10 protein-coding genes are annotated in these 15,179 nt (G+C 42.4%); 8 read left to right on the top strand and 2 right to left on the bottom strand.

Features of this window, described 5'->3' with window-relative positions; all coding sequences use genetic code 11:
- The first annotated feature begins 87 nt into the window (after window positions 1-87).
- From nosZ to FHG64_RS06025, 8 genes are all read left to right on the top strand, one after another.
- On the top strand, window positions 88-2,049 hold the full coding sequence (gene nosZ / locus FHG64_RS06060) for a Sec-dependent nitrous-oxide reductase (protein WP_139065587.1): 1,962 nt from the start codon (window positions 88-90) through the stop codon (window positions 2,047-2,049).
- A 90-nt stretch (window positions 2,050-2,139) separates the two neighbouring features.
- A complete protein-coding gene (locus tag FHG64_RS06055; protein WP_139065586.1) occupies window positions 2,140-2,763 on the top strand; it encodes a hypothetical protein in 624 nt (207 codons plus the stop codon).
- Window positions 2,764-2,832: 69 nt separating this feature from the next.
- Window positions 2,833-3,276: a nitrous oxide reductase accessory protein NosL gene (locus tag FHG64_RS06050; RefSeq protein WP_139065585.1), complete on the top strand. Its 444-nt coding sequence runs from the start codon at window positions 2,833-2,835 to the stop codon at window positions 3,274-3,276.
- Window positions 3,273-4,508 (top strand): nitrous oxide reductase family maturation protein NosD, encoded by a 1,236-nt coding sequence (locus FHG64_RS06045; RefSeq protein WP_139065584.1) that lies wholly within the window; start codon window positions 3,273-3,275, stop codon window positions 4,506-4,508. Before FHG64_RS06050 ends, FHG64_RS06045 begins: the two co-directional genes overlap by 4 nt.
- Entirely contained in the window at window positions 4,502-5,224 is a 723-nt protein-coding gene (locus FHG64_RS06040; RefSeq protein ID WP_139065583.1) for an ABC transporter ATP-binding protein, read from the top strand. The genes FHG64_RS06045 and FHG64_RS06040 overlap by 7 nt, the downstream gene beginning before the upstream one ends.
- Window positions 5,202-5,984 (top strand): ABC transporter permease, encoded by a 783-nt coding sequence (locus FHG64_RS06035; protein WP_139065582.1) that lies wholly within the window; start codon window positions 5,202-5,204, stop codon window positions 5,982-5,984. Before FHG64_RS06040 ends, FHG64_RS06035 begins: the two co-directional genes overlap by 23 nt.
- A gap of 681 nt (window positions 5,985-6,665) precedes the next feature.
- On the top strand, window positions 6,666-12,113 hold the full coding sequence (locus tag FHG64_RS06030; protein ID WP_139065581.1) for an MBG domain-containing protein: 5,448 nt from the start codon (window positions 6,666-6,668) through the stop codon (window positions 12,111-12,113).
- Window positions 12,114-12,311: 198 nt separating this feature from the next.
- Entirely contained in the window at window positions 12,312-12,983 is a 672-nt protein-coding gene (locus FHG64_RS06025; RefSeq protein WP_139065580.1) for a type 1 glutamine amidotransferase domain-containing protein, read from the top strand.
- A gap of 433 nt (window positions 12,984-13,416) precedes the next feature.
- Here the strand turns inward: FHG64_RS06025 and FHG64_RS06020 are convergent, their stop codons facing one another.
- Together FHG64_RS06020 and FHG64_RS06015 are read right to left on the bottom strand one after the other, a co-directional pair.
- Window positions 13,417-14,310, bottom strand: coding sequence for a carbohydrate kinase family protein (locus FHG64_RS06020; protein ID WP_139065579.1), 894 nt, complete (start codon window positions 14,308-14,310; stop codon window positions 13,417-13,419).
- Window positions 14,311-14,343: 33 nt separating this feature from the next.
- A complete protein-coding gene (locus FHG64_RS06015; RefSeq protein WP_139065578.1) occupies window positions 14,344-15,123 on the bottom strand; it encodes an HAD-IIA family hydrolase in 780 nt (259 codons plus the stop codon).
- Window positions 15,124-15,179: the final 56 nt, after the last annotated feature.

Here is a 15,179-nt window from a genome sequence, read left to right as displayed (position 1 = left end):
CTGATTGGGGTCATTTTTCCCCGCCGGCACCCGCAATATTTTTGCCGCTCAAAATAATAATACAAACAATAATTAATATCAGTTTAAATGAAAAATATCTTAAAAATAGCAGCTGTTGGCCTCCTCGGGTTCTTTATGCAGTCCTGCAACAATGGTGACTCTAACGACAAGAGATCGAGAGGTGCCATGGCTTCCAATGTTGCCGAAAGGGTTTACGTGGCTCCCGGAGACCACGATGAATTCTACGGTTTCTTCTCTGGCGGATTCAGCGGACAAATGTCTGTTTACGGTCTGCCTTCAGGAAGGTTACTAAAAGTGATCCCTGTATTCTCACAGGATGCAGAAAAAGGATATGGATACAATGAAGGTACCATTCCTATGCTTAACACCTCTTACGGATTTGTGCCGTGGGGTGACCTTCACCACGTTGATATTTCTCAAACCAACGGGGAGCTTGACGGCCGCTGGGTATTTACTCACGAAAACAACACCCCGCGTGTTGCCCGTATAGACCTTAATACTTTTGAGACAGGAGAGATCCTGGAAATTCCAAACAGTGCAGGAAACCACAGTTTCGCCATTACAGAGAATACAGAATATCTTATCGCGGGAACCCGTTTTGCGATTCCTTCCCCGCAAAGGGATATGTCTATAGATGAAATGAAAGGGAACTTTAAAGGCCCCCTTACTTTTGTAAAAGTGGACCAGGAAACAGGAGGAATGGAGATCGACTTCCAGGTGATCATGCCCGGGTTCAACTTTGACCTTGCCCACCCGGGAAGGGGAAAATCTCACGGTTGGATGTTTGCAACCACATACAACTCTGAGGAAGCAAGTACCTTGCTTGAAGTAAATGCATCTCAAAATGATAAGGATTTTATCGTAGCCCTTAACTGGCAAAAGATCGCCGAATATGTAGCCAACGGTGGAGGAACCAAAATGGATGCAGAATATGCACATAACAAATTTGACCACGAAACCCATACCGCTACTACAGAGATGAAGAAGGGTATTATGACAGTGGATCCTAAAGATGTTCCGGGTGCTGTATTCTTTATGCCAATTCCAAAATCCCCACACGGTTGTGACGTGGATCCAACAGGAGAGTATATTGTAGGTAGTGGAAAACTTGCTGCAGAACTTACCGTGTTCTCATTTGATAAGATCACCCAGGCTATAGAAAATGAAGACTATGATGGAGACGCTTATAATATTCCAATCCTTAATTATGACAATATCCTTGCAGGTATCGTAAGAGAGCCGGGATTAGGTCCTCTTCACACTGAATTTGACGGAAAAGGAAATGCTTACACTACTTTCTTTATTTCTTCAGAAGTTGTGAAATGGAGCCTGTCTGATTTTCAGGTGATCGATAGAAAACCAACCTATTACTCTGTAGGGCACCTTATGATCCCAGGTGGAAACTCTCAGAAACCTTTCGGGAAATACCTGGTGGCTATGAACAAGATCACCAAGGACCGTTACCTGCCAACAGGGCCGGAGATGAACCACTCTGCACAGTTATATGACATTAGCGGTGATAAAATGGAATTGCTGTTGGATTTCCCCACCATTGGTGAGCCACACTACGCTGCGGGTATTCCTGCCGACCTTGTAAAGCAAAACTCCAAGAAGATCTACCGTCTTGATGAGAACAAGCATAAGTATAAAGTAACCAATGAATCTGAAACCCGTGTTGAACGTAACGGAAATGAAGTTCACGTGTATATGACAATGGTGAGAAGCCACTTTGCACCAGATAATATTGAAGGGATAAAAGTGGGAGATAAAGTATTCTTCCACGTGACCAACCTGGAACAGGATTTTGATGTACCGCATGGTTTCGCAATGATTGGAGCCAATACAGCTGAACTTCTTGTGATGCCCGGCGCTACCAAAACAATGGTTTGGGAGCCTAAAAAAGTAGGGGTTTGGCCGCTGTATTGTACAGATTTCTGTAGTGCCCTTCACCAGGAAATGCAGGGATATGTGAGAGTGTCTCCCGCGAACTCCAATGTAGAACTTAGTTGGTCTCTGGACGGAGAGTAAGGATGTTTGATTAGTTGATAAGTTAAATAATCCTAATGGAAAGGCGGGTAGATATCATATTTGCCCGCTTTCTTTACTAAATATAAAAACATGATAAAGTCTGGAATTTTAATGATAATAGGTTCTGCCCTGTTGCTTGGACTTTTTATCTATCCGCTATGGAATATTGAATTGGGTGCGCCTCAATATCCAGACCCACTGGCTATGAACATATACATAGACGGGATTGAAGGGGAGGACGAGTTTGATATTCAAAATATCGACGGGGTGAATAAATACATTGGGATGAAAAAGATCCCTAAACCTGAAGAGATGTGGGAGTTTGAGGTATTCCCGCTCGTGATTGGTGGAATGGCCGGCCTGGGAATCATTATTGGTATCCTGGGATTATTAGGTAAAATAAGTGTGCATTGGTTCCTGGGATGGTTCATCCTTATGATGGTACTGGGGCTGCTTGGAATGTATGATTTTAACAGCTGGTTGCTCGATTACGGGACAGACCTTGATCCAAATGCGATCATTAAATTGAAGGATGCAGAGGGAAATCCGTTGAATTATAAACCACCATTATTAGGTACGCAGCAAATCCTAAATTTCACTGCACATTCCTACCCCAGGGCGGGAGCTGTTTTGATGTTCATTGGAATGTTCTTCACGCTTGTCGCGTGGTGGTTAGGATTAAAAGAAGTGAGATCTAAAAAAGTGAACTCATAAAAGAGTACAGAAAAAAAATTTAAAAAGGGAATCCTGTTAAAATTAAATAATAAGTAAAAAGAGAGAATTATGAAAAGGATACTATTAATAATGGCCGTATTACTACTTGCGGCCTGCAGCCGGGAGGCAGAGCCTATTGCTTATGGTAGCGATTCCTGCCACTATTGTAAGATGACCATCGTGAGCAAGGCACATGCCGCGCAGCAGGTAACTCAAAAAGGAAAGCAATATAAGTATGATGCAATCGAGTGTATGCTACGTGACAATCTGGAAAACCACAAGGATGTGGAAATGGCAATAATGCTGGTAGCCGACTTCCAGGAGCCGGGAACTATGATAAGCACCTCCAATGCCACATTCCTGATCCATGAGAGTATTTCCAGCCCAATGGGGGAGAACCTTGCTGCAATTAAGGACAGCAGCGAGCCAGTAGACCTGGAAGATCCAAAAGCCTATAGCTGGAGCCAGCTTAAACACCATTTTCTTAACGAGGGAACATTAAGCCACCAATGAGATATTTGAGTTTTATATTCTTTGTACTTTTTACCGCAACAGGTTTTGGAAAGGAGATCACCGTATGTGCAACCTGCGAAGTGAAGACCGTAAAACATGCTGTGGAACTGGCAGAAAGTGGTGATACTATCATCATCGAGGCCGGGGTGTATAAAGAAAATGATATTAATATAATAAATAAGACGCTGCATATTATTGGAAGGGGACTTCCTGTAATTGATGCTGAAATGAAAGGGACTGCCTTTGGAATAAGGGCAGAGGGGGTCATTATTGAGGGCCTAAAAATTAGGAACATTGGCAGGAGCCATACCAAGGATTTTGCCGCCATACTCCTTAATGGAAGCAATGGATTTACCCTGAAAAATAATGTGCTGGAAAATGTATTCTTCGGGATGCTTATTGAAAAATCTACCAAAGGACTTATTGAGAATAATAAGATCACAAGTACCGGCGGGACAGAGTCAAACAGTGGGAACGGGATTCATTTGTGGAACTGTTCAGAAATAACAATTAGGAACAATAAGGTAAGCGGAATGCGTGACGGGATCTATATAGAATTCGGCAAGCAATGCCTGGTGACAGAGAATGTATGCCACGATAATATAAGATATGGCCTGCACTTTATGTTTTCAGATAACAACAAATACATCAGCAATACCTTTGAAAAAAATGGTGCCGGGGTAGCTGTTATGTTCTCCAAACATATTGAGATGAAGAAAAATCTTTTTAAGAAAAGCTGGGGCTCTGCTTCCTATGGATTGCTGCTTAAGGAAATTACAGATGCCACCCTTCAGCATAACATCTTTGAAGATAATACCATCGCGGTTAATGCAGATGGTACTACCAGGGTGAAATTCCTGGAGAACGACTTTTATAATAATGGCTATGCTGTGAAAGTGCACGGAGGTGCCTATACCACCAGTTTTACCCGGAATAACTTTAGATATAATTCCTTTGACATCGCTTTTTCGGGAAGGTTGAACGATAATAGCTTCACCGGAAATTACTGGAGTGACTATACCGGCTATGACCTTAACCGCGATAACGTGGGCGATGTGCCATACAGGCCGGTGAAATTGTTTTCCTACCTGGTGAATCAAACCCCGGAAGCTATTGTACTATTGAGAAGTACGTTCATCGATTTGCTGGATTTTTCAGAAAAAGTTTCCCCCATTTTCACACCGGCAGAATTAATTGACCATGAACCCCAAATGAGAAGAATAAAATGGTAAGTATTCAGAATCTACATAAAAAATTCGGCTCCCAAATGGTGCTCAAAGGCCTTGATCTAGAAATAGACCAAAAAGGGATCATAGCCGTGCTGGGGCCAAATGGCTCCGGAAAAACAACATTGATAAAAAGCATCCTTGGAATGGTGATCCCCGATAAGGGCGATATCATCGTGAATGATCGGAATATCAAAGGTCACTGGGACTATAGGTACGGCATAGATTATTTGCCTCAAATTGCAAATTTCCCCGGGAATCTAAAGGTGAAGGAGTTAATTGGAATGATAAAGGACCTGCAGGGAAGGCCTGCAAGGGACAAGGAATTGATTGAATACTTTAAACTGGAGCCTTTCCTGCACAAGAAGCTTAACAACCTTTCCGGCGGGATGAAGCAAAAGGTGAATTTGGTGCTGTGCTTTATGTTCGATAGTCCGCTGGTAATATTAGATGAACCCACCTCTGGCCTGGATCCATTATCTCTTATATGGCTGCGGAAGTTTATCCTGATGGAGAAGGACAGGGGCAAGACCATTCTTATTACCTCTCATATTATGAGCCTGGTGGAAGACCTATCAGATAAGATCGTATTCATCCTTGACGGAAAGATCTATTTCAACGGCACTGTGGAAGAGCTGAAATCTTCTACGGGAGAACCGCGATTTGAACATGCTATTGCAAACATTTTAACCCTGAATCATGCTGAAGATATTAAAGTATAGTTTTTACGACCTTTCCAGGAGCCGCTGGAGCTATGTATATTTCCTGTTTTATTTAATACTGGGAATTGTACTGCTGTTCCTTAATAACGATCTATCGAGTGCGGTGATCACCTTGATGAATGTCATCATTATCCTTGTGCCGCTTATTGGGACCATCTTTGGGATCATGTACTATTATGATTCCCGGGAATTCACACAGCTGCTATTAGCACAGCCCGTGAAGCGGAGTTCGATCTTTATAGGCCAGTATCTGGGAGTGGCAATTTCCTTGTCCTTAAGCTTAATGCTTGGGCTGGGTCTGCCATTTGTCGCGTATGGGCTTTTTGAGAGCAGTGCCATCTGGGATTTCTTTTCCCTGCTGGTATCGGGAGTATTTCTCACCTTTATATTCACAGCACTGGCGTTTAATATTGCCCTTTCTAATGAAAATAAGATAAAGGGTTTTGGAATCGCGATCCTCTTATGGCTGTTTTTGGCTGTGATCTATGATGGGATCTTTTTGTTGAGCCTGGTATATTTTCAGGACTATCCGCTGGACAAGTTTTCCCTTATAGCCAGTATGGCAAACCCCATAGATCTTTCAAGGATCCTGGTACTGCTTAAGCTGGATATTTCTGCCTTACTTGGTTACACCGGAGCAGTTTTCAAGCAATTCTTTGGAACTTCCCAGGGCCTGATCATATCATTTGGAGTGCTGGCATTGTGGGTTGTATTACCGGTTTACAGAATTACACGCGTATCTGCTAAAAAGGATTTTTAAGAGTTCGTTTCTCATCCAAAATATATAAATCCTCCTGCAGTGGGAGGATTTTTTTATTCTTATGATTTCCGGACTATTTCTGATAGAAGTGGGGCGGAACACCAGATCTTTTTTCCCAGAACTTCGCAGACTATAGGGAAATTGTAAAGAATTGGAGCCTGGAAAGGAAATGAGCCCTGAACAAAAAAATAACCGTGAAGGATACTATAGGAATAAATTTTTAAGAGTGATTAATTGATACGAAGGAGGTTTTGCTAAAGGTTGGAGGGCATACCTTTTTTATCTTCTTAAGAAATCCAATTCAATTTATAAGTCCCTACAATCTGCATTCTCTTCTAAGGAACCATTTTTTAGATTTAAACGTTAGATGGCTGCTGCTGCTCTATTGGTGTTTATTTTCCTACAGTTTTTACTGATGGGAATGTAGCTGAAAAAGACGTGTTTGTACCATTGAACGAATATTTCATCCTTTCTTCGAAATTTTATAATTTTTCCTTAAACGCGTTAAAAATTATTGTTAATTAGTTGTCGCTGCGGGGTTTACCTGCGGCTGTAAATTACCCCTACAACCAGAACATCACCCCCACAGTTCCGGCCAATTTACAAGCATATTATACCCCATTAAGGTTACAGGAATTAATCATTCTATTATATATATGTTTAACAATTAATTAAGTTGGTATGGCTGAATTTTTACTTTTTAAAAGGGCGGGATTGCTAAATTTCACCCTAACATTTATTACCTCGATCTTCCTGGTTACTGCGGGGTGGGGGCAGAGTGTCACCACAGATAAGCTGGATTATGCACCAGGGGAAATAGCGATTATCTCCGGTTCCGGGTGGACCGGGGATTCTATGATCGACATTCACATGGATGAAGATCCGCCGCTGCATGAAGATCACGAACATGACTTTGATGATGTTCCAGTTAATGCCGATGGCACCTGGAGTGTGGAATTTCCTATTGAGGAATATCACCTTGGGGTAACATTTTATGTTACGGTGACGGGGCAGCAGACTGGTATGACGGCGGAGCATGTTTTTACGGATAATGGTTTTTTTGCAATTACAATTAATCCGATTAGTAGTGAAGCTTCTGAGATTCAAAAGTATATTATTACAATAAAGAATTCAGAGAATAATTCAGGAAATTCCGTTAAGTTTGGATCATTTCAAATTCTTTTACCAGGAGGATATGCTAATCCAACAGCTATAGAGAATTTTAAAATTAATAATAATTCAACCACCAGATTCACCACTTATAATGGAGGCTCTTACTCTAATGGATATAACTCCATCAATCGTTATATTGGAATCACCTCAATAGGTAACACCAGTAATAATGATAACAGACTAGTAAAAGGAGAAGTTTTAACTTTTGAAGTAACTACTGTGAACCCTGGGGCTGGAGACTATACTTGGACGACTGGAGCATCAAACAACCTTTTTTCATCTTTTAATAATAATGGTTCCATTGAAGGTAACCAACCTGTGGTAAAAATAATATCTTCATGTAATGCTCCAACAATTAATGAAAATCCAGAAAATCAGACTATAACTTATGGGGAAAATATCTCTTTTTCTGTTGATGCTGAGGGTGATGGGTTAGAATATCAATGGCAGGTAGATACAGGTGATGGTTTTGAAAATGTAAATAATGGTGGATTTTATTCTGGGGCAGAAAGTGCAACTTTAAATATAATTAGCCCAACTGTTGCAATGCACGAATTTAAATATCGTGTGGTTGTTTCTGGAGATTGTGATGCAGATGCTGTGAGTGAGGCTGCTGTTTTAACTGTAACTCCAAAAGCACTTGAGGTTATAGCCAGCAGTGACAGTAAAGAATACGGTTCTGAATATACATTTGACGGAACAGAGTTCACTACCGAAGGTCTTGTTAATGACGATGCAGTTACATCTGCTACGATTACTTCCACCGGATCAGGTGCTACTGCTGCAGTTGCAAACTACGACATCAATATCAGCGCCGCGCAGGGTACAGGACTTGGAAACTATACGATCACTTATACTAAAGGTAACCTGGAGGTGACTCCAAAAGCACTAGAAGTTATAGCCAACAGTGACAGTAAAGAATACGGTTCTGAATATACATTTGACGGAACAGAGTTCACTACCGAAGGTCTTGTTAATGACGATGCAGTTACATCTGCTACCATTACTTCCGCCGGATCAGGTGCTACTGCCGTAGTTGACAATTATGACATTGATATCAGTGCTGCGGTTGGAACAGGACTTGGGAACTATACCATCACTTATACTGAAGGTAATCTGGAGGTGACTCCAAAAGCACTTGAGGTTATTGCCAACAGTGACAGTAAAGAATACGGTTCTGAATATACTTTTGACGGAACAGAGTTCACTACCGAAGGTCTTGTTAATGACGATGCAGTTACATCTGCTACCATTACTTCCACAGGCTCAGCCGCTACTGCTGCAGTTGCAAACTACGACATCAATATCAGCGCCGCGCAGGGTATAGGACTTGGAAACTATACGATCACTTATACTAAAGGTAACCTGGAGGTGACTCCAAAAGCACTAGAAGTTATAGCCAACAGTGACAGTAAAGAATACGGTTCTGAATATACTTTCGACGGAACAGAGTTCACTACCGAAGGTCTTGTTAATGACGATGCAGTTACATCTGCTACCATTACTTCCACAGGCTCAGCCGCTACTGCTGCAGTTGCAAACTACGACATCAATATCAGCGCCGCGCAGGGTATAGGACTTGGAAACTATACGATCACTTATACTAAAGGTAACCTGGAGGTGACTCCAAAAGCACTAGAAGTTATAGCCAACAGTGACAGTAAAGAATACGGTTCTGAATATACTTTCGACGGAACAGAGTTCACTACCGAAGGTCTTGTTAATGACGATGCAGTTACATCTGCTACCATTACTTCCACAGGCTCAGCCGCTACTGCTGCAGTTGCAAACTACGACATCAATATCAGCGCCGCGCAGGGTATAGGACTTGGAAACTATACGATCACTTATACTAAAGGTAACCTGGAGGTGACTCCAAAAGCACTAGAAGTTATAGCCAACAGTGACAGTAAAGAATACGGTTCTGAATATACTTTTGACGGAACAGAGTTCACTACCGAAGGTCTTGTTAATGACGATGCAGTTACATCTGCTACCATTACTTCCACAGGCTCAGCCGCTACTGCTGCAGTTGCAAACTACGACATCAATATCAGCGCCGCGCAGGGTATAGGACTTGGAAACTATACGATCACTTATACTAAAGGTAACCTGGAGGTGACTCCAAAAGCACTAGAAGTTATAGCCAACAGTGACAGTAAAGAATACGGTTCTGAATATACATTTGACGGAACAGAGTTCACTACCGAAGGTCTTGTTAATGACGATACAGTTACATCTGCTACCATTACTTCCGCCGGATCAGGTGCTACTGCTGCAGTTGCGAACTACGACATCAATATTAGCGCCGCGCAGGGCACAGGACTTGGGAACTATACCATCACTTATACTGAAGGTAATCTGGAGGTGACTCCAAAAGCACTTGAGGTTATTGCCAACAGTGACAGTAAGGAGTACGGTTTTGAATATACTTTTGACGGAACAGAGTTCACTACCGAAGGTCTTGTTAATGACGATGCAGTTACATCTGCTACGATTACTTCAGCCGGATCAGGTGCTACAGCCGTAGTTGACAATTATGACATTGATATCAGTGCTGCGGTTGGAACAGGACTTGGGAACTATACCATCACTTATACTGAAGGTAATCTGGAGGTGACTCCAAAAGCACTTGAGGTTATTGCCAACAGTGACAGTAAAGAATACGGTTCTGAATATACTTTTGACGGAACAGAGTTCACTACCGAAGGTCTTGTTAATGACGATGCAGTTACATCTGCTACCATTACTTCCACAGGCTCAGCCGCTACTGCTGCAGTTGCAAACTACGACATCAATATCAGCGCCGCGCAGGGTATAGGACTTGGAAACTATACGATCACTTATACTAAAGGTAACCTGGAGGTGACTCCAAAAGCACTAGAAGTTATAGCCAACAGTGACAGTAAAGAATACGGTTCTGAATATACTTTTGACGGAACAGAGTTCACTACCGAAGGTCTTGTTAATGACGATGCAGTTACATCTGCTACCATTACTTCAGCCGGATCAGGTGCTACAGCCGTAGTTGACAATTATGACATTGATATCAGTGCTGCGGTTGGAACAGGCCTTGGGAACTATGCGATCACTTATGCTAAAGGTAACCTGGAGGTGACTCCAAAATCACTTGAGGTTATTGCGAACAGTGACAGTAAAGTTTACGGTTCTGAATATACTTTCGACGGAACAGAGTTCACTACCGAAGGTCTTGTTAATGACGATGCAGTTACATCTGCTACCATCACTTCCACCGGCTCAGCCGCTACTGCTGCAGTTGCAAACTACGACATCAATATCAGCGCCGCGCAGGGTATAGGACTTGGAAACTATACCATCACTTATACTGAAGGTAACCTGGAGGTGACTAAAAAGGGTCTTGAGGTAACTGCTGTTGCAGATGATATCACTTATGGTGATGCTGCACCAACAGTAACGGTTGAGTACAGTGGATTTGTAAACAATGACGATGCTGATGATCTTGACAACACAGGTTTTGCTCTTGGCACAGATTATACCCAGTTCGATGCTGTTGGAACTTATAACACGACCATCACTATTACAACAGCCGAAGACAACAACTACAACTTTACTCCGCTAACATCAAGCACTTTTACAGTTGGACAAAAAGAGTTGACTATAACCGCTAATGATCTTTCAAAATATTGCGGCCAAACAATAATCTTTGGTGGTACAGAGTTTAGCCAAATTGGTCTTGTGGGCGGGGATGTAATTGAATCTGCTACCATTTCTTCTAATGGTGCAGGAGCTTCAGCTGAACCAGCAGGTTCTCCCTATGTTATTATCATTGAGGATGCTATTGGAACAGGATTAAGCAATTATACTATTACTTATGAAACAGGTGAATTAACAGTTAATCCTGTCAGTCTCGACCTAACCAATGCCCAAAACCCACGCAGTATCAATGAAGACGTGATAATTAAGATTGGAGTAAGCGATGGTGCAACCCAAGTTTCTGGAGCACTGGTAACTTTAAAAGTAGAGGGAAAAGGCTCTTTCGAGGCAACTTCTTCCAATGGAATAGCAACTTTCAACCTTGGAAAATTACCGGCAGAACTTTATGCGGTAACTGTACAAGCCGGAGGATGTGAAACAAGTGCTGAAGTTTATCTTCCTATTTACGATCCCAATGGTGGATTCGTAACTGGTGGAGGATGGATAGATTCTCCCGCAGGTGCTATGACGGGTGATTATGAAACAGCAGCCGGAAAAGCCAATTTCGGATTCAACGCTAAATACAAAAATGGTAAGAACAACACGACTGAAGTAGATGGAAGCACAAACTTCCAGTTCAAGGATGGGGACTTCCACTTTAAAAGCTCAAAGCACGAAGATGAATCATTGATCATCTCCGGGGCTAAAGCAACTTTCAGAGGGGTGGGAACTGTTAATGGAAAAGGAAATCACCAGTTCAGGATCATTGCAATAGATGGCGATGTAAGTGGAGGTGGAGGAACTGATAAATTCCGAATCATGGTTTGGGATGACAATTCTTCAAGCACTCTTATCTACGATAACAAACGCGGAATTGCGGAAAGCTCCGATGACGCTACTGTTCTTGGCGGTGGTTCCATTGTGATCCACAAACCAAAAGGTGGTAACAACAAAACGGCTGAAGTCAATGAGAAAATAACCGTTGCTGAAAGCAAAGAGGAGATCGTACAACTGGATATCCTGGGCAATCTTGCCGTGGCGCCAAACCCGGTGAGACATGAAGCGAAGGTTAGGTTCAGCTTGATCGAGGATGCGGGAGTTACTGTAAGACTCTACGACTTTAACGGCAGGGAGATACAAACCCTCTATACCGGAAATGCAAAGGCACACCAGGTATATGAAGCAGCCTTCCAGCGTAATAACTCAATGAGCGGAATTTATATTGTGAAGCTAACAACAGATCGTGGCCACTCTTATAATAAGCAGGTGATATTTGAATAACCAACCAATTTATAAATATTTGAAACTTAGGCTCCGGATTCTTCCGGAGCTTTTGTTTTTATGAATGTCTAAGGTTTTGCACCCAAACTTATATTAAAACTTTGGCAGGGGAGACAGAGGCACTTAATTTTAAGGTTGAGGGCCTAAGAGCTCTTTTCTACACATATTCAAATAAATATTAATTGCAAAAAAAGAACTATGAAAGTATTAATGGTGTTAACCTCTCACGACAAACTGGGTGACACAGGAAAGAAAACCGGATTTTGGGTGGAGGAATTTGCAGCACCTTATTATGTACTGGCCGATGCCGGCGTAGAAGTCACCCTGGCTTCTCCAAAAGGTGGTCAGCCGCCAATTGACCCTTCCAGTACTACAGAAGATGCACAAACAGAAGCTACCAAACGTTTCGATAAGGATAAGGAATTACAGGAAAAGCTTTCCAAAACAAAGAAACTCGAGGAAGTAAAGGCTGCCGATTTCGACGGTGTTTTCTACCCCGGTGGCCACGGACCTTTATGGGACCTTGCGACAAACCTTGAGTCCATAGAGCTCATCCAGGATTTTTATAATGAGATGAAACCCATGGCACTGGTATGTCACGCCCCCGCGGCCCTGGCAAATACCAAGTATAATAATGAGCCTCTGGTAAGAGGAAAAGATGTGACAGGCTTCACAAATTCAGAAGAAGCAGCAGTGGGTTTAACAGATGTTGTTCCATTTTTAATTGAAGATAAAATGAATCAGCTAGGCGCCAACTACAGCAAAGCCGATGACTGGCAGTCCTACGTGAAAGTGGACGGAAAACTCATCACCGGCCAAAACCCCGCTTCCTCAGAAGAAGCAGCAAAAGCATTGCTTAGGTTTTTGTAGAATTTTAGAGAACAGAGGACGGGAAGGGTTTTCCGTTTTCCGTTTTCCGTTTTCTGTTTTCTGTTTGTTGTTTGGGGTTTGTTGTTTGTTGTTTGGTGTTATTCTTCTGAACAGAATGATTCTTTTCGCTTCAAGTCCAATTTTATTTAACCACAAAGTTACAGTAGTTTTACTCGGAGTTTCACGGGGTATTAAACCCTCCCGTTTTTTCACTCCCCCTTTGGGGGCCGGCGGGCTGCGTCCCGACTATCCACTCTCCACTCTCCACTTTCCACTTTCCACTCTTCACATTTTTACAACCTACAACCTACAACTTACAACCTACAACTTACAACCTACAACTTACAACTGACTCTTCGACCGACAACCCACAACCCACAACTCACAACCGATGACAACTGACAACTGACAACTGACAACCGACAACAGACAACTACTCCCCCGGCTCCATAAACTCTGCAACCTCCTTCTCTGTAAGTTCCGGGTTTGCTCCTTCGCGGGAGGCTACCAAAGCTCCTATGGCACAGGCGTAATCCAGTGCTTTTTGAGGTTCTTCTTCCTTCAGCAAACCTGCAATTAAAGAGGCCAGAAAAGAATCTCCGGCACCTACCGTGTCCCTGACCTTTATTTTGAAACCACTATTGTAATAAAGCTTATCATCTCTTAAAAGCACTGCACCATGCCTGCCTTTAGTCACACATATTGTAGCAGTTTTGGTCTTTTCTGCAATATAATGCAGGTTTTGCTCGAGGGAATTATATGGAGACCCCACTTCTTTTGCTATCTCATATAATTCATCATCATTGAATTTTATAAAGTGTGCCTTGTGCATCAAATGTTCGAGTACAGCAGTTTTATAATGAGGAGGCCTAAGGTTCACGTCAAAGATCTTATAGCAATCTTCCTCAAGGAGTGCAAAAAGGGTATTTCTGCTAATTTCATCCCTGCAGGCAAGACTGCCGTAAATAAATGCATCACTATGGGCGACGGCACTTTTCATTTCAGGTTTTAACTCTATCCTGTCCCAGGCAGCAGGGTGGGCGATATCATAATAAGCAGATCCTTGTTTATCCAATGTTACAAGAACAATCCCGGTAGGTTGTTCAGCATCCATTTCTATTAATGGTGTATCCACTCCATTTTCTTTCAAAAAGGAGATGGCTTTTTCTCCTTTTTCATCATCTCCCACCTTGCTTATCATAGCAGCCTCTATTCCCGCAGCGCTCAGCCGGGAGGCCACATTCAAAGGGGCGCCTCCAATTCTCTCCTCCTTATCTGGAAAAACATCCCAAAGCACTTCTCCAAAACAAATAGCTTTTATGCTCATATTTTATATTTTAGTTCACTTAGCCTGTATATATTACTGCAGGTTAAGTACTGTTTCCAGGTCAATTTCTGCAACTGAATTTACAATAAGGTCTGGTTTAAAGGCGTAATCTATTAAATTTTCCTTTTTAGAAACCCCGCTCAGGGTCAGGATTGTGGTATATCCCAATTGGACACCTCCAAGGATATCTGTATCCATCGTATCTCCAATAATAATTGTCTCTTTTGCTTCCAGGCCCAGGTATTTGCGGGCAGAGCGCATCATAACAGGACTTGGTTTCCCTACAGAAAAAGCTTTCTTTCCGGTGGCTTCCTCGATCATTGCCACCACCGCTTTAATCCCCAGGTTTGTCCATCCTGTTTTCTTGGGAGAGGGATCAAGGTTTGTTGCGATAAGCTTTGCTCCGTTAAGGATCATATCCACAGCATTATTCACCATCTCCAGAGTGAAGTTCCTGCCTTCGCCCACTACTACAAAATCGGGATTATTGTTTACCAGGATATAACCTTCCTGTGAGAGGCTCGTAATGAGTCCTCCCTCGCCAAGGACATAGGCCGTGCCTTTTGGTTCCATGAAGGACAGGAAAGAAGCAGTGGCCATGGCGCTGGTATAGACATTCTGTTCCTTGATCTTAATTCCCATTTTCGCGACCTTATTCACTGTATCCAGCGGGGTACGCTGGCTGTTGTTGGTCATAAAAAGGAACGGGATCTTCTTTTTTTGAAGCTGCTCAATAAATTTATCTGCTCCCGGGATAAGGGTGTCATTCCCATAGATCACCCCGTCCATATCTATTAAAAATCCTTTTTTCATTTTATTCTCTTAAAATTAACCGTCAATCTAAGAATTGAGGAGCATTTTTTTTGTTA

The sequence above is a fragment of the Antarcticibacterium flavum genome (assembly GCF_006159205.1).
Taxonomy (GTDB): Bacteria; Bacteroidota; Bacteroidia; order Flavobacteriales; family Flavobacteriaceae; genus Gillisia; species Gillisia flava.
This window is presented reverse-complemented; position numbering and strand designations above follow the sequence as displayed.

What these genes read in the sequence shown, in the direction of transcription:
- FHG64_RS06050 (WP_139065585.1), top strand. Translation starts at nt 2,833, where the DNA reads ATGAAAAGGATACTATTAATAATGGCCGTATTACTACTTGCGGCCTGC.
- FHG64_RS06030 (WP_139065581.1), top strand. Translation starts at nt 6,666, where the DNA reads ATGGCTGAATTTTTACTTTTTAAAAGGGCGGGATTGCTAAATTTCACC.
- FHG64_RS06025 (WP_139065580.1), top strand. Translation starts at nt 12,312, where the DNA reads ATGAAAGTATTAATGGTGTTAACCTCTCACGACAAACTGGGTGACACA.
- FHG64_RS06035 (WP_139065582.1), top strand. Translation starts at nt 5,202, where the DNA reads ATGCTGAAGATATTAAAGTATAGTTTTTACGACCTTTCCAGGAGCCGC.
- FHG64_RS06015 (WP_139065578.1), bottom strand. Translation starts at nt 15,123, where the DNA reads ATGAAAAAAGGATTTTTAATAGATATGGACGGGGTGATCTATGGGAAT.
- nosZ (WP_139065587.1), top strand. Translation starts at nt 88, where the DNA reads ATGAAAAATATCTTAAAAATAGCAGCTGTTGGCCTCCTCGGGTTCTTT.
- FHG64_RS06020 (WP_139065579.1), bottom strand. Translation starts at nt 14,310, where the DNA reads ATGAGCATAAAAGCTATTTGTTTTGGAGAAGTGCTTTGGGATGTTTTT.
- FHG64_RS06040 (WP_139065583.1), top strand. Translation starts at nt 4,502, where the DNA reads ATGGTAAGTATTCAGAATCTACATAAAAAATTCGGCTCCCAAATGGTG.
- FHG64_RS06045 (WP_139065584.1), top strand. Translation starts at nt 3,273, where the DNA reads ATGAGATATTTGAGTTTTATATTCTTTGTACTTTTTACCGCAACAGGT.
- FHG64_RS06055 (WP_139065586.1), top strand. Translation starts at nt 2,140, where the DNA reads ATGATAAAGTCTGGAATTTTAATGATAATAGGTTCTGCCCTGTTGCTT.